At 64.5% G+C, this 20,197-nt stretch carries 19 protein-coding genes; 13 read left to right on the forward strand and 6 right to left on the reverse strand.

Annotated elements, in window-relative coordinates; genetic code table 11:
• Positions 1 to 12: 12 nt before the first annotated feature.
• The gene (locus D0T21_RS17425; protein WP_116994445.1) at positions 13 to 834 is read right to left on the reverse strand and encodes an NAD(P)-dependent oxidoreductase; all 822 of its coding nucleotides are present in this window, start codon (positions 832 to 834) and stop codon (positions 13 to 15) included.
• A 156-nt stretch (positions 835 to 990) separates the two neighbouring features.
• Between D0T21_RS17425 and D0T21_RS17430 the strand changes: the two genes are divergently transcribed.
• The 6 genes from D0T21_RS17430 (at position 991) to gudD (ending at position 9,858) form a co-directional block, all read left to right on the forward strand.
• Positions 991 to 1,983, forward strand: a complete 993-nt coding sequence (locus D0T21_RS17430) for a LacI family DNA-binding transcriptional regulator (RefSeq protein ID WP_116992050.1) — start codon at positions 991 to 993, stop codon at positions 1,981 to 1,983.
• An 86-nt stretch (positions 1,984 to 2,069) separates the two neighbouring features.
• Positions 2,070 to 3,944, forward strand: coding sequence for a hypothetical protein (locus D0T21_RS17435; RefSeq protein WP_116992051.1), 1,875 nt, complete (start codon positions 2,070 to 2,072; stop codon positions 3,942 to 3,944).
• Between the two features lie 7 nt (positions 3,945 to 3,951).
• Positions 3,952 to 4,332 (forward strand): 5-carboxymethyl-2-hydroxymuconate Delta-isomerase, encoded by a 381-nt coding sequence (locus D0T21_RS17440; RefSeq protein ID WP_116992052.1) that lies wholly within the window; start codon positions 3,952 to 3,954, stop codon positions 4,330 to 4,332.
• 17 nt (positions 4,333 to 4,349) lie between these two features.
• A complete protein-coding gene (locus D0T21_RS17445) occupies positions 4,350 to 6,260 on the forward strand; it encodes a glycoside hydrolase family 2 protein (RefSeq protein ID WP_116992053.1) in 1,911 nt (636 codons plus the stop codon).
• Positions 6,257 to 8,494 carry a glycoside hydrolase family 3 N-terminal domain-containing protein gene (locus tag D0T21_RS17450; protein ID WP_116992054.1) on the forward strand — a complete coding sequence of 746 codons (2,238 nt, stop codon included), beginning with the start codon at positions 6,257 to 6,259 and terminating at the stop codon, positions 8,492 to 8,494. The genes D0T21_RS17445 and D0T21_RS17450 overlap by 4 nt, the downstream gene beginning before the upstream one ends.
• A 17-nt stretch (positions 8,495 to 8,511) precedes the next feature.
• Positions 8,512 to 9,858, forward strand: a complete 1,347-nt coding sequence (gene gudD, locus D0T21_RS17455; RefSeq protein ID WP_116992055.1) for a glucarate dehydratase — start codon at positions 8,512 to 8,514, stop codon at positions 9,856 to 9,858.
• Between the two features lie 16 nt (positions 9,859 to 9,874).
• Here gudD and D0T21_RS17460 read toward each other — a convergent pair whose 3' ends face one another.
• Positions 9,875 to 10,576, reverse strand: a complete 702-nt coding sequence (locus tag D0T21_RS17460; protein WP_116992056.1) for an ABC transporter substrate-binding protein — start codon at positions 10,574 to 10,576, stop codon at positions 9,875 to 9,877.
• A 49-nt stretch (positions 10,577 to 10,625) separates the two neighbouring features.
• On the reverse strand, positions 10,626 to 11,522 hold the full coding sequence (locus tag D0T21_RS17465) for a LysR substrate-binding domain-containing protein (RefSeq protein WP_116992057.1): 897 nt from the start codon (positions 11,520 to 11,522) through the stop codon (positions 10,626 to 10,628).
• Positions 11,523 to 11,925: 403 nt separating this feature from the next.
• On the opposite strand from D0T21_RS17465, the gene D0T21_RS17470 reads away from it, so the two are divergent.
• The gene (locus tag D0T21_RS17470) at positions 11,926 to 13,539 is read left to right on the forward strand and encodes a M64 family metallopeptidase (RefSeq protein WP_116994446.1); all 1,614 of its coding nucleotides are present in this window, start codon (positions 11,926 to 11,928) and stop codon (positions 13,537 to 13,539) included.
• Positions 13,540 to 13,550: 11 nt separating this feature from the next.
• On the opposite strand, the gene D0T21_RS17475 is transcribed toward D0T21_RS17470, so the two are convergent.
• Genes D0T21_RS17475 through D0T21_RS17485 form a run of 3 tightly spaced genes read right to left on the reverse strand, consistent with a single transcriptional unit; the run spans position 13,551 to position 15,619 of the window.
• Positions 13,551 to 13,829, reverse strand: coding sequence for a YkgJ family cysteine cluster protein (locus D0T21_RS17475; RefSeq protein ID WP_116992059.1), 279 nt, complete (start codon positions 13,827 to 13,829; stop codon positions 13,551 to 13,553).
• 12 nt (positions 13,830 to 13,841) lie between these two features.
• Entirely contained in the window at positions 13,842 to 14,606 is a 765-nt protein-coding gene (locus tag D0T21_RS17480; protein WP_116992060.1) for an alpha/beta fold hydrolase, read from the reverse strand.
• Complete coding sequence (locus D0T21_RS17485) at positions 14,603 to 15,619, reverse strand: M14 family zinc carboxypeptidase (RefSeq protein WP_116992061.1); 1,017 nt, start codon at positions 15,617 to 15,619, stop codon at positions 14,603 to 14,605. Before D0T21_RS17485 ends, D0T21_RS17480 begins: the two co-directional genes overlap by 4 nt.
• A gap of 125 nt (positions 15,620 to 15,744) precedes the next feature.
• Here D0T21_RS17485 and D0T21_RS17490 point away from each other — a divergent pair, with 125 nt between their 5' ends.
• The 6 genes from D0T21_RS17490 to D0T21_RS17515 all read left to right on the forward strand — a co-directional run bounded on the left by D0T21_RS17490 (position 15,745) and on the right by D0T21_RS17515 (position 20,190).
• Entirely contained in the window at positions 15,745 to 16,227 is a 483-nt protein-coding gene (locus D0T21_RS17490; RefSeq protein WP_116992062.1) for a hypothetical protein, read from the forward strand.
• Positions 16,224 to 17,033, forward strand: coding sequence for a DUF2145 domain-containing protein (locus D0T21_RS17495; protein ID WP_116994447.1), 810 nt, complete (start codon positions 16,224 to 16,226; stop codon positions 17,031 to 17,033). Before D0T21_RS17490 ends, D0T21_RS17495 begins: the two co-directional genes overlap by 4 nt.
• A gap of 95 nt (positions 17,034 to 17,128) precedes the next feature.
• Complete coding sequence (locus tag D0T21_RS17500; protein ID WP_116992064.1) at positions 17,129 to 17,701, forward strand: flavodoxin family protein; 573 nt, start codon at positions 17,129 to 17,131, stop codon at positions 17,699 to 17,701.
• A 185-nt stretch (positions 17,702 to 17,886) separates the two neighbouring features.
• On the forward strand, positions 17,887 to 18,582 hold the full coding sequence (locus D0T21_RS17505) for an ABC transporter substrate-binding protein (RefSeq protein ID WP_158568019.1): 696 nt from the start codon (positions 17,887 to 17,889) through the stop codon (positions 18,580 to 18,582).
• 140 nt (positions 18,583 to 18,722) lie between these two features.
• On the forward strand, positions 18,723 to 19,367 hold the full coding sequence (locus D0T21_RS17510) for a TetR/AcrR family transcriptional regulator (RefSeq protein WP_116992066.1): 645 nt from the start codon (positions 18,723 to 18,725) through the stop codon (positions 19,365 to 19,367).
• 169 nt (positions 19,368 to 19,536) lie between these two features.
• Positions 19,537 to 20,190: a protein-L-isoaspartate O-methyltransferase gene (locus D0T21_RS17515; protein WP_116992067.1), complete on the forward strand. Its 654-nt coding sequence runs from the start codon at positions 19,537 to 19,539 to the stop codon at positions 20,188 to 20,190.
• Positions 20,191 to 20,197: the final 7 nt, after the last annotated feature.

Here is a 20,197-nt window from a genome sequence, read left to right on the forward strand (position 1 = left end):
TCTCGTTGAGTTTTATTTGTACATGGGTCCTGCGGTGACGAACGGGCCTCCCTGGTAGATGGTCGGCGCATCGCCGGCGGCCGGGTAGGCCGCGCTGTCGGGGAAGTTGCCGGCGAACTGGCCGGAGCTGTGCTTGGGCACATAGCCCAGGTGCGAGGCGTGCTTGTTGTCCCACCACTTGGTCGGATTGTCCGAGGTGCCAAAGGTGATCGTGTGGCCGACGCGCGGCGTGAACAGCGAGCAGCGGATCAGCTCCACCAGGTCGTCGTAGGCCAGGTAGGTGACCATCATGCGGCTGTTCTTCGGTTCCGGGAAGGAGGAGCCGATGCGCAGGCAGACGGTCTCCGTGCCGAAGCGGTCGTAGTAGTAGCGTGACAGCGCTTCGCCAAAGGCCTTCGACACGCCGTAGAAACCGTCGGGACGCAGCGGCATGCTGGCGTCGATCAGTTGCGTGGTTTCGTAGAAGCCCACCACGTGGCTGGAACTGGCGTAGATCACGCGCTTGACGCCGCACTTGTGCACCGCCTCGTACAGGTGGTGCAGGCCGAGGATGTTGGCGTTCATGATGGGTTCGAACTTGTCTTCGACCGAGATGCCGCCGAAGTGCAGCACGGCGTCCACGCCTTCCATCATTTTCAGCACGCCGTCACGGTCGCCCAGGTCGCCGATGACGATCTCCTCGCCTTCGCCTGCCGGGCCCAGGTCCTTGACGTCGTTCAGGCGCACCACGTCGGCCCAGGCCTTGGCGCGCTCGCGCAGGATGGTGCCCAGGCCGCCGCCGGCGCCGGTCAGGAGGATACGTTTGAATGGTTTTGCGCTAGAAGTAGTGGTCATTTTAGGTTTTGTAGTTAAACGTTTAATCGCAAGTATAGCGAATATTTTTTCGGGGTCAATCGCTTTCGTGTCAGCAGGAGCATGGTGTGTGGCGGATTTGCCGTGCTAAGATCGAAGCGGATGGCCCATTAAAATAGAAATCGATTGACTGGATTGATGAAAAAACCGATACCCACCATCCGCGATGTGGCCGCAGCAGCCGGTGTTTCGACCGCCACCGTGTCCAAGTTCGTCAACGGCGCGCAGCGTTTTTCGGCGGGCGTGGAAGCGACCATCACACAGGTTATCGCCGACCTGGGCTACCGTTCCAATCCGCTGGCGGCGTCGATGATCACCGGCCGCACCAAGAGTATCGGCCTGTCGTTGCTGGACCTGGCCAATCCGCACTTCGCCAGCGTGGTCAAGGGCGCGAATCGCGTGGCGCAGGAGCATGGCTACACGCTGCTGCTGGTCGATACCGACGAAAACCCGGATCGCGAACGTCCCTTGCTGGAGGCGCTGAGCCGCCGCGTGGACGGTATGTTCGTCATTTCGCGCATAGCGGAATCGGACATGGGCTGGATGATGGAGCTGGGGAAGCCGATGGTGTTCTTCGGCCATCTGGCGCAGCACGATATTCCGTGGGTGGCGGGCGACGACCGTCGCGGCGCCTGCATGCTGGCGCGGCACCTGGTGGCGCAAGGGCACCGCAAAATCGCCTACCTGGGCTTCTCCAAGTCGAGGCGCGATGAGGAACGTCTGGCCAGCATCCGCGAATGCCTCTCCACGCACGGCCTGCCACTGGAGCTGCATGACGCCGGCGCGCCGTCGGCGCAGGAAGGCGCGCGCGTGTGCTCGGCCATCATGCTTGGCGCCGACCATCCGGATGCGCTGATCTGCTACAACGACCTGATGGCGCTGGGCTTCATGAAAGCCGCGCAGACGCTGGGCTTCCGCCTGCCGGAGGACATCTCGGTGGCCGGCTTCGACAACATCCAGTTCGGCGCCTACACCTCGCCGCCGCTGACCACCGTCGACCTGCAAAGCGAGCGATTGGGCGCCGCTGCGATGGAGCAGCTGATAGGCCAGATCGAAGGCAAACCTGCCGCCACCTTCAACTTGATCGAGCCGCAGCTGATACTGCGCGGCTCCACCGCCAACCGCGTTTAAGAGCGTTTTTTTCACATGACGCTTTACGTCCCCGGAAAAATCACATAACATCGGTTAAACGTTTTCCAAGAAGAGTCTGCCACCCCATGATTTCGACCCGATTCCGTCTTTCCGCGCTCGCGCTGGCCGCCATGCTGGCCACCGGCGGCGCAGCTGCGCAAACCGCCGCCAACTATGTGCCACCGCAGGCGACCGTGCCGATGAACCGCATCGTGCAGGACAACGCTTACCAGCAGCTGGACTATTTTTTCAAGAAGCTGGTGGCGGAAAAGGAAGCCATCGTCATCGACGGCTACGCGCCGTTCAAGGCTGGCGACAAATTCTTGCCGGGTAAAGTGGCGGCGGGCCTGGGCCATGTACTGCTGAACAGCGCCAAGGACGATCCGGCGCTGCCGCAGAAGCTGCGCGACTATCGCGACATCGCCGATATGACGGTCGGCATGGACAACCACACCTGGGGCATCTATTACTACATCGGCACGCTGGTCAAGCTGAAGGAAGCGGGCTTGCTGGAGCAGGCGGTCAGCCCGGCCACGCTGGAGAAGCTGCGCAAGCAGCTGGACTGGCGCACCTTTGTCACCGTGCCGCAGTATGACTTGATCAACCTGCCGACCAATTACTACGGCGTGGCGTTCAGCATCGCGCGCCTGCGCATGCTCATGGGTTGGGAGGACGACAGCGGCAGCAAGATCCTGCTCGACAAAATGCTCACCCATTACAAAAAGTACTCGGGCAAGTTCGGCTTCTCCGACGAGACCGATGGCGAAGGGCGCTTCGACCGCTACAGCATCTTGCTGATCGCGGAAATCTGCGAGCGCTTCCTGGAAACCGGCATGGAGCCGACCCCGGAGCTGAAAGGCCTGCTGCGCAAGGCGGCCGACATCGCGCTCAACGTCAGCAACGCCGCCGGTGACGGCTTCAGTTTCGGCCGCAGCCTCGGGCCGTATGGCGAGACGGCGCTGGTCGAGATCCTGTCCGTGTCCGCCTACCTGGACGTGCTGACGGCGGAAGAGAAGCAGTACGCATATGCCTTCTCGTCGCGCGTCGCCGCCCGCTACATGGACTTCTGGTACGACCCGTCCATGCACTCGCTGGACATGTGGGGCAAGGGCCGCCGCACCGACACCTATCGCGGCAAGCACCGCATCCTGGGCGAGAACTTCTCGCTGCTGCACCAGCTGATCTACACCAACGACACCTGGAACAAGGCCGGCATGAAGGATGCGCCGCCCAAGGCCGACCTGCAGGCGTGGTTGGACAAGAACCGTCCGCAGTTCAGCACCACCACTTTCGCGCAGGGCGAGTACGACCGCGCGCTGACCGTTTTCCGCGACGGCAAGCACGTCGTCAGCCTGAACATCATCAACGGCGGCATCAGCCAGCATGACAACAGCCCGTACTACCCGCTGCCGTTCGCGCCGGGCATCGTCTCCGGCATCGCCGACAGCGGCAGTGCGCATCCGCAGCTGCTGCCCAAGTTCACCATGGCCGATGGCGCGCAGTTGATCGGAACCGCCTGGATCAAGGACATCAAGACCAGTCAGGCCGGCCAGCGCTACACCGTCAGCTATCGCCAGGATGAGCTGGACCGGCTGGGCAAGAAAAGCCCGGTCAAGGACGGCCGCATCAAGCTGCAAACCACCTACACGCTGGAACACGGACAGCTGACCCGCAACGACGTCTACACGCCGGTGGGTACGCAGGAAGTGGAGAAGATCACGCTGGAATTCGCATCCTTCTCGGAGCAGCCGGCTATTGAAGGCAGCACCGTCACCTTCGCCAAGGGGGATGTGGACGAGTACAGCGTCTCCGGCCTGCAGCAATGCCAGGTCGCGCCGACCAACGGCAGCAAGGATTACATGGCGCCGTATGGGGCGATGAAGACGCTCGTCACCTGCAGCACCGGCAAGCTGACGATGAAGGAACCGCTGACGATCAAGTGGACCATCAAATACCACTAAGGACATCATGCCGCACTTAAAAATCGAATACACCGCCAATCTCGACGCGCTCGCCGACATCGGCGAGTTGTGCAAGACGCTGTCGCACACGCTGGTGACGTTGAAGGACTCCGGCGGAACGCTGGTGTTCCCGCTGCTGGGAACCCGCGTGCTGGCCTATCCGGCCGCGCAGTACGCAGTGGCGGACGGCGAACAGGGGCGCGCCTTCGTCTACATGAACATGCGCATCACGCCGGGCCGCAGCGAAGAACTGGTGACAGCAGTCGGCGACGCCGTGCTGGCCGCCGCACGCGCGCACCTCGCTCCAGTGCTGTACAAACTGCCGGTGCGTCTCACCCTGCATATCGACGCGACACCACCTGCCTACGAAGGCAAATTCAGTAGTTAAAAAACTTGGAGACCTGGATGCGTAGTGTATTGAAGCTGTTGGTGGTAGCGGGCTGCCTGTCGGCGATTGCGGCGGCATGGGCGCAGGACGACCAGGCCCCTGGCCAGGCGATGGTGGTGCCGGCCGCCGGCGCCCGCGTCGCTCCGTCGGCAGTGACGAAGCAGCCGCCCACGCTGCAAAACATCTACGGACGCACCCACCTGCTGCTGGACGGCCGCTGGAACTACATCGTCGATCCCTACGAAGCGGGCTACTACAACTACCGTCACCAGCCGTTCGACCAATCCGCCACAGGCTCCGGCGGCTTCTACGACGACCGCAAGCCCAAGGACAAAACCGAGTCGGTTGAATACAGCTTCGACGGCTCGCCAACACTGGCTATTCCCGGCGACTGGAACTCGCAGAACGCCAAGCTGGAAAACTACGAGGGCACGGTCTGGATGCGCCAGCAGTTCCAGGCCGCCCCCAAGGATGGTAAGCACTACTTCCTCTACTTCGGCGCGGTCAATTACGAAGCGCACGTCTACCTGAACGGCAAGAAGGTCGGAAGCCATAAAGGCGGCTTCACGCCGTTCCAGTTCGAAGTGACGGGCCGCCTGCTGAAGGGCCAGAACACGGTGATCGTCAAGGCCGACAACACCCGCCACCAGGACGACATCCCGACACTGAACACCGACTGGTGGAACTACGGCGGCATCACCCGCGACGTGCTACTGGCCGAAACGCCGGACACCTACATCGCCGACTACCAGATCCAGCTGGCCAAGGGCGACATGGGTCGCATCGAAGGCTATGTGCAGATGACCGGCGCCCAGCGCTCACAGGATGTGACGATCACCATCCCCGAGGCGGGCGTCAAAACCACCGTGCACACCGGCGCAGACGGCCGCGCAGCGGTCAGCATCCCGCTGGCGAAGAGCAGGATGCGCTACTGGTCGCCGGAAGATCCCAAGCTTTACACCGTCACCATCGCCGGCGCGACCGACCAGCTGAATGACCGCATCGGCTTCCGCACTATCGAAACGCGCGGCCAGGACCTGCTGTTGAATGGGAAGTCGGTGTTCCTGCGCGGGATCTCGCTGCACGACGAGAACCCATTGATACCGGGCCGCCTGCGCGGCGAAGGCGACATGCGCATGATGCTGCAATGGGCCAAGGAGATGAACTGCAACTACGTCCGCCTGGCGCACTACCCGCACAGCGAGGAGATGATCAAGCTGGCCGACGAGATGGGCATCCTGGTCTGGGCCGAGGTACCAGTGTACTGGACCATCTCGTGGGAGAAGCCGGAAGTTTACGCCAACGCCAGTCAGCAGCTGACCGACCTGGTCACGCGTGACCGCAATCGCGCCAGCGTCATCATCTGGTCGATCGGGAACGAGACGCCGGTCAGCGATGCGCGCAACGTCTTCATGGGCAAGCTGGCCGACACCGTGCGCTCGCTGGACCATACCCGCCTGGTCGCCGCCGCGCTGGAAGTGCACCGCAAGGGCAACGAGGTGACGGTGGAAGATCCGCTAGCCGACAAGATCGATCTCGCCAGCTTCAACGAATACGCCGGCTGGTACTGGTCCGACAACAAGGAGATGCTGAAGTTCTCGTTCAAGGTCAATTACAACAAGCCGGTGATCATTACCGAATTCGGCGCCGACGCGCTGGGCGGCCTGCACGCCGACGACGACACCCGCTGGAGCGAGGAGTATCAGGACCTGCTGTACAAGAACCAGTTCAAGCTGCTCGATGCGATTCCCGGCCTGCGGGGCATGACGCCGTGGGTGCTGACGGACTTCCGCTCGCCGCGCCGGCCGCACCCGTACTATCAGGACTTCTGGAACCGCAAGGGCCTGGTCTCCGAAACCGGCAAGAAAAAGCTGGCCTTCTACACGATGAAGGCTTACTACGACCAGAAACAGCAGCAGTACAAATGACCATGAAAAAAACCACGCTTGCCCTGGCCGCGGCCTTGCTGCCGTTGTTGGCCCACGCGCAGGACGCGCAGATCGAAAGCAAGGTCGCCGCGCTGATGAAACAGATGACGGTGGCCGAGAAGGTCGGGCAGCTGCACCAGATCTCCGGCCGCCTGGTCACCGGCCCGACCAGCAGCGACTACGCCGCCACGCTGGCCGATATCCGCCTTGGCAAAGTCGGCTCCATGCTCAACGTGAAAGGCGTGGCCGACACGCGCGCGATCCAGGCGCTGGCGCTGCAATCGCGGCTGCATATTCCGCTGCTGTTCGGCCAGGACGTGATCCACGGCTACCGTACAGTGTTCCCCGTGCCGCTGGGCGAATCGGCGTCGTGGGACATGGAGGCGATCGAACAGTCGGCTCACATCGCCGCGCGTGAAGCCGCCGCCGCCGGCATCCACTGGACCTTCGCGCCGATGGTGGACGTGGCGCGCGATCCGCGCTGGGGCCGCGTGATGGAGGGCGCGGGTGAAGACGCCTTCCTCGGTTCGGCCATCGCGCGCGCACGCGTGCACGGCTTCCAGGGCAAGCAGCTGGGCGCAACCGATTCCGTGATGGCCACCGCCAAGCACTTCGCGGCATACGGCGCGGCGGTGGCGGGCCGCGACTACAACGCGGTCGACATGAGCAACCAGCAGCTGTTCGAAGTCTACCTGCCGCCGTTCAAGGCGGCGCTGGACGCGGGCGCGGCGACGTTCATGAACTCCTTCAACACGCTGAACGGCATACCGGCAACCGCCAACGTTTTCCTGCAACGCGACATCCTGAAAAACAGCTGGAACTTCAAGGGTTTCGTCGTCAGCGACTGGGGCTCGGTGCGCGAGATGGTGCCGCACGGTTATGCCAGCGACCTGGCCGACGCCTCCGTCAAAGCCATCAACGCCGGCAGCGACATGGACATGGAGAGCTACGCCCACATCAAGCACCTTGAGGACGCAGTCAAGTCCGGCAAGGTGAACATGAAGACGCTGGACGATGCCGTGCGTCGCATCCTGTACAAGAAATTCGAGCTGGGCCTGTTCGACGATCCGTACCGCTACTCGGTCGCCTCTCGGGAGAAGGCCGTGCTGGCCGATCCGTCGCACCGCGCCGCCGCGCTGGACGTGGCGCAGAAATCGCTGGTGCTACTGAAGAACGGCGCTGCCGGCGCCAAACCGCTGCCACTCTCGCGCGCCGCACAGAAGATCGCCGTCATCGGACCGTTGGCCGATGCGCGGCGTGATCTGGAAGGCGGCTGGGTGGTGGAGGGCGACCGCGCGCCCGTGGTCAGCATCCTTGAAGGCATCCGCAGCCACGCCGGTAAGGCGGAGGTCAGCTACGCGCCGGCCTGCGATAACCACTGCAGCGGCACCGAGGGCTTTGCCGAAGCCGTCGCCACGGCCTCGAAGGCGGACGTCGTCGTGCTGGCCGTCGGCGAGACCTGGGACTTGAGCGGCGAAGCCAAGTCCCGCACCGACATCACGCTGCCCGGTCATCAGGAACAGCTGTTCGCCGCGCTGAAGGCGACCGGCAAACCGATCGTGGTGGTGATGCTGGCCGGCCGTCCGCTGGTGTTCAACACCATTGCCGAGCAGGCGGACGCCATCGTCTATGCATGGTTCCCCGGCAGCGAAGGCGGCAACGCGGTTGCCAACGTGCTTTTCGGCGATTACAACCCGTCCGCCAAGCTGCCGATCACCTTCCCGCGCAGCGTCGGCCAGATTCCGCTGTCGTACGCGCAGTACAACACCGGCCGTCCCGTCACCGACGAGAAGAACGTGGTCTACAAGTCGGCCTACATCGATTCCGTCAACACGCCGCGCTATGCCTTCGGGCATGGCCTGAGCTACACCGATTTCAAATACTCCGGCCTGACCATCAGCGGCAAGGAGATGTCGCCATCGCAGCAGGTCACGCTGTCGTTCGACCTGGCCAACACCGGCAAGGCCGAGGGCACCGAGATCGTGCAGCTCTACCTGCGCGACATGGTCGCCTCGGTGGTGCGGCCGGTGAAGGAGCTGAAAGGCTTCCAGAAGATCCATCTGCAGGTGGGCGAGCAGCGCCGCGTGAGCTTCACCATCGATCGCGAGCTGCTGTCGTTCTTCAACAGCCAGCTGGTTTGGGGCGCCGAAGCCGGCGACTTCAAACTGATGGTCGGCAGCGCCTCCGACGATAGCCGTCTTGAGGGCGCGCTCAAACTGCTTCCACCCAAATAACCAGAAGACATCGACACATGAACAACCCACGTCAACGTAGCACCACGCCCGTCGTCACCGCCATGCGCGTGATCCCGGTTGCGGGGCAGGACAGCATGCTGCTCAACCTGAGCGGCGCACATGCGCCTTACTTCACCCGCAACCTGCTGATCCTGACCGACAGCGCCGGCAACCAGGGCGTGGGCGAAGTGCCGGGCGGTGAAGCGATACGCGCCACGCTGGAAGATGCGCGGGAGCTGATCGTCGGCCAGCCGGTGGGCCACTACAACGCGGTGCTCAACCAGGCCCGCGCCGCCTTCGCGGACCGCGACAGCGGCGGCCGCGGCTTGCAGACCTTCGACCTGCGCATCGCGATCCACGCTGTTACCGCTATCGAGTGCGCGCTGCTGGATTTGCTGGGCCAGCACCTCGACGTGCCGCTGGCCGCGCTGCTGGGCGACGGCCAGCAGCGCGCGCAGGTGCCGATGCTGGGCTACCTGTTCTTCATCGGCGACCGCACCCGCACCGATCTGCCCTATGCCAGCGATCCCGGTGCGGCCGACCGCTGGTCGCGCCTGCGCCATGAACCGGCGATGGATGCGCAAGCCGTGGTCGCGCTGGCGGAAGCGGCCTATGAGCGCTACGGTTTCAAGGACTTCAAGCTGAAGGGCGGCGTGCTGCGCGGCGAGGAGGAAATCGAAGCCGTCACCGCGCTGGCCGAACGCTTCCCCGATGCGCGCGTCACGCTCGATCCGAACGGCGGCTGGCTGCTGAAGGACGCGATCCGCCTGTGCCGCGACCAGGGCCACGTGCTGGCCTACGCCGAAGACCCTTGCGGCGCGGAGAACGGCTACTCGGGCCGCGAGGTGATGGCGGAGTTCCGCCGCGCCACCGGCTTGCCGACCGCCACCAACATGATCGCCACCGACTGGCGCGAGCTGGGTCACGCGATCCAGCTGCAATCGGTGGATATCCCGCTGGCCGATCCGCACTTCTGGACCATGCAGGGTTCGGTGCGCGTGGCGCAGCTGTGCCATGAGTGGGGCCTGACCTGGGGCTCGCATTCGAACAACCACTTCGACGTTTCGCTGGCGATGTTCACGCACGTCGCCGCCGCCGCGCCGGGCAAGATCACCGCCATCGACACCCACTGGATCTGGCAGGACGGCCAGCGCCTGACCAAGGCGCCGCTGCAAATCAAGGGCGGCATGGTCGACGTGCCGGCCAGCGCGGGCCTGGGTGTGGAGCTGGACATGGCGGAAGTGGAAGCGGCGCACCAGCGCTACCTCAACATGGGCCTGGGCGCGCGCAACGACGCGGTGGCGATGCAGTTCCTGATACCCGGCTGGAGCTTCGACGCCAAGCGTCCGTGCCTGGTGCGTTAGCGTTGTCCAGCGCCGTCTAGCGCAGGCGCAGCAGGCGCGCCAGTTCGCCACTTTTCTCGATGGCGTCGATGGCGGCGTTGACCTCGTCGATGCCGGCGTTGCCCTGCTTGGCCACCGCGCACATCGACTGATACTCGTTGACCACCAGCAGATGGTAGCCGGCCGGCAGCGCGCCTTTGGCCGCCTGGCTGTCGATCATGTTGCGGGCGGCCAGAAAATAGTCGTAGCGGCCGGCCTGCCACTTGAGTAGCGTGAGGTCGGAGGAGGGCGCGTCGTCGCGGACGAAATCCGCGCCCAGGCGCTGTTCGACTTCCGGGTAGCGGAAGCCCAGCACCGTGCCTATGCGCTTGCCTTTCAACTCGTCCAGCGTGCGCGGCGCCGGCACCCGGCTCGACGACACCAGCACTTCCGAGGTGGGGATGAAGGGCCGGCTCCAGTACACGTCGCCCTTGACCCAGGCCGGCACATAGCCACACAGGATGTCGCCTTCGCCGCTTTCCAGCGCGCCCATCATGCGTTTGCGCGGCAGCGAGAGGAAGCGCACCGGCCGGCCCATCTGCCGCGCCAGCGCGGTGCCCAGCGCCTCCTGGAAGCGGCTCAGTTCACGTTTGTCGGGGGAGGGGCGCTCTTCGCTCTTCTGCACATAGCGCAGCTCCTGCGCGGCCGATGCCGACGCCGCAAGCAGGAAAAGGACGAGGAATCTGACGGATGAATTCATAAGCGCGCCGGTCGAGGTTCGTTCAAGGTAGATCAATCGGGCCTCGCCGTCAATCCAGCGAGCGTTGCATCTCGTCGATCTCGTCCTTCAGCCAGGCGCGCAGGCGCGCGATCTTGGTCATGCCCTCCTTGCCGCGGCTGACCACCAGCCGGTAGCCGCGCTGGTACGGGGCACTGAAGCAGGCGATCCGCTTCAAGGCGCCGCTGCAGAGGTCTTCGTAGGCGATCGCGTATGAAACGAGGCTGATGCCCTGTCCCGCCAGCGCCGCCTGCGCCAGCACGGCGAAGTTGCTGTAGCTGCGGGAGAAATCGTATGTGCCTTTCAGCGCGCTGTTCTGCCGCAGCAGTTGTATCCATTCTTCGTTGCTGTGTTCATGCAGCAGCGGGAAGCGCTGCAGGTCGGCCAGCGTCAGCGCCTCCTGGCCGGGCGCCAGCAATGACGGGCTGTAGACCGCCACCAGCCGTTCGCGGAACAGCAGTTCGGGATCGCCGTCTTCGATCGGATGGAAGCGCAGCGCGGCGTCGGTGCTGCCGTCTTCCAGGTCGGCCAGGCGGTCGCTGGAATCGATGCGGATGTCCAGCTCCGGGTATAGCTTGGTGAAGCGGTGGATGCGCGGCACCAGCCACTTGATCGCCAGCGAATGGGTGGTTGAGATGCGCAGTATCTTTTCATCGTCGCCGTCCTGCAGCGCCACGACCTTGGCGCGCAGCTCACCCAGCGTGCGGGCCACGGCCGCCGCCAGTTCCTGCCCCTTGTCGGTCAGCGCGATGTGGCGTGGATGGCGCGTGAACAGCTCGAAGCCGACCGCCGCTTCCAGCTGCTTGACCTGGAGGCTGATCGCCGCCGGCGTCTTGTGCAGCTCCTGGGCGGCCAGCTTGAAGCTGCCCCAGCGGGCGGCGCAGTCGAAGTCGATCAGGCCGGAAAGGGAGCGCAGCGGTTTGTTCATGTCGGGTTTAGGCTAAGTTTTTCTTATTCATCGATCGAAAATTACTCGTTTGATCACAGGCGCACCAGCGAGGAAAATATACCTCATACGCTGATAAAACTCCATGAGTAAGGAATTATCGATATCGGCGCCACATTCAACAGGAGGTTGCCATGTTCCAGACCCAGACCGTCACCCCGCCGTGCGTATGCAAACCGGCCGTCCCATGCCCGGCGCCCAAGTTTTCGGCGGAATTGATGCGCATGCTGGCGCAGTTGGTGATGTTGCGCTGATGAGGCGCAGCGGCGGCGCAACAGCCGGCGACGATGGCAGCAGGTTTGTGCAAGTTGCGCTGCATTGCACATCTGCGCCGCCGGCGACGGCGTGACAATCGGTGCTCCACTTAAAAAAATACGGAGACACCATGACCTACCTACGCATCACGGCGGCGCTGGCAGCGCTGCTGGCCGCCGGCGCCGCCAGCGCCGACAATATCTCGCTGCGCCTGAGCTACGCCGATGGCCGCAGCGGCCCGGTATTCAGCGCCCGCCACGCGGAAATCGGCACCTTCGCCCTGACGCCGGACGTGCGCAACCAGGCGCCGGGCGCGCAATGGCGCGTGGTCGCGCGCGATGCGCAGGGCGTCATCCTGCATGAAGTGACCGTGGCCGCCGCCCAGCAGCGCCACGTCGAAGCGTTCAACCCCAGCACCGGCGCCATCGACATCGCCGAAACCGTGCGCCAGGCGAACGGCTCGTTTGAAGTGTCGCTGCCGTTCGACGGCGCCACCGCCAGCGTCGAGGTATTGCCGGTGCAGGCCAGCAGCGGCAAGGGCATGAGCGCCGCCGTCGCCGCCGTCGCGCCGCTGGCGCGCTTCGACCGCGCCACCCTGGCCAAGCTGGCCGGCACCTCGCGCACAGCGCGCGCCGCGCGCGCCGCCGCGCTGGCCCCGGCCGCCACCGCGACCACCATCCTCAGCACCGGACCGGCCGCCGCGCGCATGGACTACGTGTTCATCGGCGACGGCTACACCGCCGCCGAAATGGACAAGTGGCACGCGGATGCGCAAAAAGTCATCGACGGCTTCCTGGCCGACCCGCTGTTTGCCGCCAACCGCGCCAACATGAATGTGCGGCGGGTGGACGTGGCCAGCAACCAGTCCGGCGTGGATGAACCGGACAAGGGCATCTATCGCGACACCGCGATGGACGCCGCCTTCAACTGCTACAACATCGACCGCTTGCTGTGCGTGGACACCGACAAGGTGCACGATATCGTCGGCTCGGTGCTGGCGCCGGATGAACGCGACGTGATCATCGTGGTCGCCAATTCCACGCGCTACGGCGGTTCCGGCGGCGAGGTGGCCACGCTGTCGATGGCGCCCCAGTCGATCGAGATCGCGCTGCACGAGATCGGCCACACCGCCTTCTCGCTGGCCGACGAATACGACTACGGCACCTGCAGCCTGGCTGGCGAACCGGGCGAGCCCGATGTGACGATGAACGGCACCCGCAGCGTCAAGTGGCGCAGCCTGATTTCGGCCAGCACGCCGGTGCCGACCACTGCCGGCGTTTATCCGAACGGCACCGTGGGCGTGTTCCAGGGCGCGCAGTACTGCACCAGCGGCAAATACCGTCCGACTGAAAACTCGCGCATGCGCATGCTGGGCTATCCGTGGCATGCGGTCAACGAGGGCGTGGCGCACAAGGTGTTCGCGCAGTACAGTGGCGGCGCTGGCGTGACGCAGACCGGCACCATCCCGGCCGGCGGCAGCGTCAACGTGCCCAATGTGAACCCGGGCTGGATGCAGGCGGCGGCCGGAAACATCAGCTTGCAGTTGACCGGCAAGGTGGGCACCAACTACCAGCTCTATCTGTACCAGTACGGTGCGAACGGGTGGGCGCAAGTGGCTACCGGAACAGGTGCGGCGGCCAGCCCGTCGATCTCCTACAACGCCGCTGCGGGCTACTATTATGCGGTGGCCACCAGCGGCACCGGCGGCGCGTATTCGCTGACCTACAGCTATGTGAAGCCTTAAAAGCGCAAGCCTTAAGCGGGTGCTGTGGCGCGTTCCAGGTCGGCCAGCCACAGCATGGCCGATTCGCGGTTGGCGCCGCACATCTCGGCCGACGGTTGCAGGCCGCCGCAGAAGGCCGGCCGTTCGGGACGGCCGAAGATCTTGCAGCGGTTGTCGTCGGCCAGCTGGACGCAGCGCACGCCCGCCGGTTTGCCGTTGGGCATGCCGGGGATGGGGCTGGTAATCGAGGGCGCCGTGCAGCAGGCGCCGCAGTTGGGACGACAGTCCAGGGTTGGCGAGGAAATCTTCATAGGGGCGTTATTTTACGCCCCTTTTTCTTGGTCCAGCCATTTTGCGATCTGGGCCGCCACCCACGGGCCGTCGTCCAGCGGCAGGTCGTGGCCGGCGCCGGGGTGGACCAGCAGCGGCGCGTCCCATGCCTGCGCCAGCCGCAGCGAGCAACGGTGGTCGACCAGCTGGTCGCCGGCGCCGGCCAATATCAGCAGCGGCACCGCCGGGCGCGTGGCCGGCGCGCGGAAGCGGGCGGCGGACCACAGCTGGCGCAGCGCGTTGGCGCGCGTGACGGGAAACTCGCGCTGGTAGCCCAGCCAGCGTTGCAGCAGCTGTTCGCGCCCGGCGGCGTCGCCGGTGCGGCTGGTCAGGCGCAGGATCAGGCGCTCCTGGCGTTCGACGCCGCCGCGCAGCATCAGCTCGACGATGGACGGATAGTTCTGCCAGCGCAGCCGCTGGTGGAAGCGGCTGTACGGCCGCATGCTGGTGTTGATCAGCACGCAGCGCGCCACTTCGCCGGGATAGCGGCTGGACCACTCCACCGCCGCCATGCCGCCCAGCGACAGCGCCAGCAGCGAGTAGGGCGGGTCGATGCCGCGCGCTTGCAGGTCGCGGCGGCAGTAGTCCACCATCTGCGCTACCTGCGTGACGCTGCGCATGGCGTGGCGTTCGCCGTTGCCGGGCAGGTCGGGCGTAACGATGGCGGCATCCGGCAGCGCGGCGGCCAGCTGGCCGGGGAAGCCGCCCCAGTGGCGCTGTTCGCGCATCAGGCCGCGCAGCAGCACCCAGCTGCTCATGCGTCGTACCACTGCGCTAGCGCGCGCCGGTGCTGGACCTTGCGCGCCATCCCTTCCGGCATCCAGCGCCCGTGGCTGTTGGCCGCGCGCATCAGGAAGTCGAACCAGATCAGGTGGCGCCGCAGCACGCGCTGCAAGCGGTGCTTGGCGGTCGGGTTAAAGATGGCGATGCGGTCGAAGATCTGGCGTGGATTTTTCTTCACCCACAGCCATGAACCCATCTCCAGCGTCAGCGGCAGGAACACGCGCTCGCTGTAGCTGGTGCCGTTCAGGTACAGGTAGTCCCACAGGTCGCCGTGGGTGCGGTACTGGCGGCTCTGCGGTTCGAACACGTAATTGTGGTTCGGGTAGCTCTGGCTGAACAGCTGCTCCAGCGCGCCGATGTCGGCCAGGTGCGGAATCGGCGCCGTGGTGTGCGCGTGCGGGAACCAGATGCGGTCGCGCAGGCCAAAGCCGGAATGGCAATCGAGCGCCATGCTGAACTGGCGCGATAGCAGTTCGCGCTCGACCAGCTCGCACACGGCCTGGCTTTCCGCCTCCATCGGCGCGCCGGCCTTACCGCGGTACCAGGGCAGGTGATGGCTGTAGCGCTGGCCGCCGAGCATGAACGGCACTTTGTCGACCGCGCTCAGCGGCGCGTTGCGCATCAGGTCCACGCCCTGCGGATTGCAGCGCGTGGCTTGCCACATGCCGCCCGGGTTCACCAGCGGCATGAACACCAGCCGCATCGATTCGAGCTGCTGGTGCAGGGTGCTGTCCCAGCGCAGCCGCGCCAGCAGGCTTTCCATGAACGACAGGATGACCTGGGTGCCGATGCGTTCCAGCCCGTGGATGCCGCCGAAGAAGCCAAGCGCCGGCACGTCCGGGCTGGGGTTGCCCAGTGCGATGGTGTAGACCGGGAACTGGCGGCCGTCCATCGCCACCGTGCAGGAGGTGCCGACTTCCAGATGCCGTCCGCCTTCGTCGATCAGGCGCTTCAGGGTGATCAGTTCGGGCAGGTTCTTCTCGGGCATGGAAGCGGACGCAGAAAGGGGGGATCGACAGTGTAGCCCACTCGCCGCCGCTTGGCGATTCGTATAAATATTGGTCATATGTTAATGTTATGCTCAGGATGCCAAAAACTTAACGGGAGATAGCATTGACAGCACATGCAGTACTTCGTAACACCATCGCCGGCGCCGCGCTGGCGCTGAGCGCCGCAGCCGCGCTGGCGCAGAACGGCATATCCAACTTCACGCCTTCCGAGAAAATCTCGGTCGGCACCATGTCCATCCTGGCCGCGCCGGTGGTCAGCGTGGCCGCGTCGGGCCATGGCGATTCCGGTCCGGCCGCCGGTTCGGTCGCGGTGGTCGCTGGCGGCGCGTATGTCGTCAGCGGCATTGCGCAGAGCGTGGCGGGCGGAGTCGAGGTGGTGCTGACGTCGGTCGGCTCGGCGGCCAAGCTGTCGGTCAAGCTGGCCGGCAAGACGGTCGACGCGATCGGCCTGTCGGTGGGCACCACGGTGCAGGTGGTGTCGGAAACCACCGGCACCCTGCTGGTCGCATCGGGCAAGGTCGTGGCCTTTATTCCTAACGCATTGGGCGAGGCGCTGTTGTCGCAAAAACGCCTGCCGCCGCAATGAGCGCGCGGGCGCGGGCGCTGCTGGGGGCGGCGGGCGTGATCGCCATGTTGGCCGCCGCGCCGGCGCATGCCGGCCGTTCCTGCGAAGAGCATCCTGTGACGCAGGTTTCGTTGACCGATGCGCTGGCCACCGGCCAGGCCTTGCAGGCGGCGCTGGACGCGACCGGCAGCGACGTGGCGCTGATCGCGCGCCAGGGCCAGGACCTGTCCAAGTATGGCTTGAAGTACAGCCATGCCGGCCTGGCGTTCCGCAGTGCGCCCGGGCAGCCGTGGCGCGTGTACGAATTGCTCAACGAGTGCGGCACGGCCGATTCCGCGTTGTGGGTCGACGGCCTGGCGAATTTCTTCCTTGAGAACCCGTACACGCTGGACGCGTTGATGATCGTGCCGCCGCCTAAGCTGGCCGCCAAACTGGGCGAGGCCTTGCGCGATCCGGCGGCGCTGCATGGCTTCCACGGCAGCCACTACAGCATGGTTGCGTATCCGTTCTCGACCAAGTACCAGAACTCCAACCAGTGGGTGCTGGAGGTGCTGGCCTCGGCCGAGGCCAGCGACTTCCGCATCCGCACGCGCGAGCAGGCGCAGTCGTGGCTGAAGATGGCCGGCTACACGCCAACCGAGATGCATATCGGTCCGTTGACGCGGCTGGGCGGCCGCGTGTTCAAGGCCAATATCGCGTTCGACGACCACCCGAACGCGCTGCGTTTCTCCGACCGCATCAACGCCGTCACGGTCGATTCGATGCTGGCCTTCCTGCGCGCGCGCGACGAGGGCTGGACAGTGCAGGAACTCAAGGGGCGCCGCTAAGCCCGCTTGTTGCAATTGCCGGCGATGCGATTCATTATCCGGGTAGCGTATCCAGCGCTGCCAGCATCCGTTGTTTAACTTTCTTTAGGAAGATTATGACCTCTATCGCGATCGTCTATTTCAGCGGCTACGGCCACACCGTCAAACAGGCCGAGGCCGTACAGGAAGGCGCGGCCGGCGTCGCCGGCGCGGAAGTGCAGGTGTTCCGCATCGACCAGAACGGCGACCTGTCCGAGGATGCGTTGGCCGCCATCGGCAAGGCCGACGCCATCATCTACGGCAGCCCGACTTACATGGGCGGCCCGGCCTGGCAGTTCAAGAAGTTCGCCGACAAGTCGTCCGCCTCGTGGTTTGGCCAGAACTGGAAGAACAAGGTGGCCGCCGGCTTCACCAACTCGGCTTCGGTCAACGGCGACAAGTTCTCGACGATCCAGTATTTCTGGACGCTGGCCATGCAGCACAGCCAGATCTGGGTCGGTACCGGCGTGATGCCGTCGAATAAAAAGGAACACGGCCCGGCCGACGTCAACTGGACCGCCGGCTTCGGCGGCGCGCTGGCGGTCTCGCCGTCCGACGCCTCGCCGGACGAAGCGCCACGCAGCGGCGACCTGGAAACCGCCCGCCTGTTGGGCAAGCGCGTGGCCGAACTGGCGGCGCGCCTGGCCTGATCCGCTACCTTCACGTGTCCGCGAGGACACGTGAAACAGGCGCCGCCCCGGCTAAAAAAAGCGGGGCAAACGTGCGTATAATGGCCTCAGGTGAACATTTCTTGACGCCATGCCAGAGGATTACCCTGGGAATGAAGACGCTTCGCTTGCTGCTGTGGGTGGGGTTGATAAGTTTGGCGACCACCATGCACGCGGCCACCACGGTCACCTGCGTCACGGAGGAAAACCGGCCCGTCAATTTTTGGGAAAACGGCAAGATCACCGGTTTTAGCACCGAGGTCGTCGAAGCCGTTCTCAAGGAAATCGATGTGCGGGCCGATATCCAGCTCATGCCTTGGGCGCGCGCCTACGCGACGGCTTTGCATGGGGAAAACGTGCTGATCTTCTCGATCATGCGGACGCCCGAGCGCGAACATCTGTTCAAGTGGGTGGGCGTGATCTCGCCGCCGGACGGCTCCTATTTGTTCGCCCTGCGCGAACGCAATCTCAAGCTCGACAATCTTGGCGACGCGCTGCGCTACAACATCGCCACCATCAACGGCGACGTGCGCGAGCAATATCTGGAGTCGAAGGGCTTCGTCAAGGGCCGCCAATTGCACGGCAATGCCCAGCCAAAAACCAACTACGAGAAGCTGAGGCTGGGACGCGTCGACCTGTGGGCGATGAGCGACATGGTGGCCACGGATATTGTGCGGCGCGCAGGGAGCGACCCGTCCCAGATATTGGTTCGGGCGCTGCAGTTGACCGAATTGGGCAGCAGCGGCAGCTATATGGCGTTCGGGCCGAAGACCGACGATCTGCTGGTCGAGCGTTTTCGCAAGGGCCTTGAAGTCATCAAGGCAAACGGCACGTTCGCGGCGCTGCAAAAAAAATGGTTCTAGCCAAGCGCCGGCGACGGGCTCGCTATTGGCGCTTCCCAAGAGACTGCCGGCAAGCCGCCGCGTATCGGGTCATCGCTTGACGCCACCAGCCCTTGCGCTTATATTAATGACTTATAAGTAAGTTAAAATCGAGTACACCCATGCAAGCCCCTCAAGATACGAAGCCACGCTGGGAGCGGCGCAAGGATGCGCGGCCGCAGGAATTGCTGGCGGCGGCGCTGGACCAGTTCGTCGAGCGCGGCTATGCCGGCACGCGCCTGGAAGACGTGGCCAAGCGCGCCGGCGTGTCCAAGGGCACGCTGTACCTGTATTTCGCCAACAAGGAAGAACTGTTCAAGGCCGTGGTGCGCGAAAACATCGTGCACGCCATCGGCGAGGCCGAGCAGGAAGCGGCCTTGTTCGACGGCCCCAGCGCCGAGCTGCTGCGCGTCATCCTGATGAAATGGTGGAACCAGATCTGCGCCACCCACCTGGCCGGCATCACCAAGCTGATGCTTGCCGAAGGCAACAACTTCCCCGAGCTGGCGCAGTTCTACAATGAGGACGTGGTGGCCCGTGGCAACGGCCTGATCGCCAGCGTGCTGGTGCGCGGCATCGCGCGCGGCGAGTTCCGCCCGGTCGACCCGGCCGTGATGACGCCGGTGCTGGTGGCGCCGGTGCTGATGCTGATGATGTGGACCCACTCCTTCATGCCGACCTGCGAGATGCCGGCGATCGACCCGCAAGCCTTCATGGCGACGCTGATCGACGTCACCCTGCGCGGCCTGGAAGCGCCGCAGCCGTGAGCCGCCCAGCCCGCGATTTGCGCCCAACTTGCCATTTTGGTAGGTTCAACCCCCTTAAACTGCAGACTGTCGCAATTTCCCGCGAACCCGCCGTCATATCGTTAATATGTGCCTCGATGCCAGTTCAACGATAAAATGACGGATTATTTAATCCGACCAGAGTCATAAGATGAATATCGAACAAGCCCGCTTCAACATGATCGAACAGCAAATCCGCCCTTGGGACGTCCTCGACACGAGTGTGCTGGATCTGCTGATGGTGGTGAAACGCGAGAATTTCGTGCCGGCCGCGCACAAGGCGCTGGCGTTTGCGGACACCGAAATCCCGCTGCCGGGCGGCGTTTCCATGCTGAACCCGAAGGTGGAAGCCCGTCTGCTGCAAGACGTCAACGTCAAGAAGCATGAGAGCGTGCTGGAAATCGGCGTCGGCTCCGGCTACCTGGCGGCGCTGCTGGCGCACAAGGGCCGTCATGTGACGGCGGTGGAAGTGTCGGCGGAGCTGAAAGCGCTGGCGGAACAGAATTTGGCCGACAACGGCGTCACCAATGTGACCGTGGAACTGGGCAATGGCGCCCAGGGCTGGAGCAACGGCGCGCCGTTCGACGTGATCGTCGTGACCGGCTCGCTGCCGGAACTGCCGCCAGCGCTGTTGCAACAATTGAAAGTGGGCGGCCGTCTGGCGGCCATCATCGGCCAGTCGCCGGCGATGAAGGCGCAGCTGATCACCCGTACCGGCGAAGCCGGCTACGACACCCGCACGCTGTTTGAAACCGACGTCAAAGCGCTGGCCTCGGCCACGCAGCCGTCGCAGTTCAAGTTTTAAGCCGGGC

The organism is Duganella sp. BJB476 (assembly GCF_003416895.1).
Taxonomy (GTDB): domain Bacteria; phylum Pseudomonadota; class Gammaproteobacteria; order Burkholderiales; family Burkholderiaceae_D; genus Rugamonas.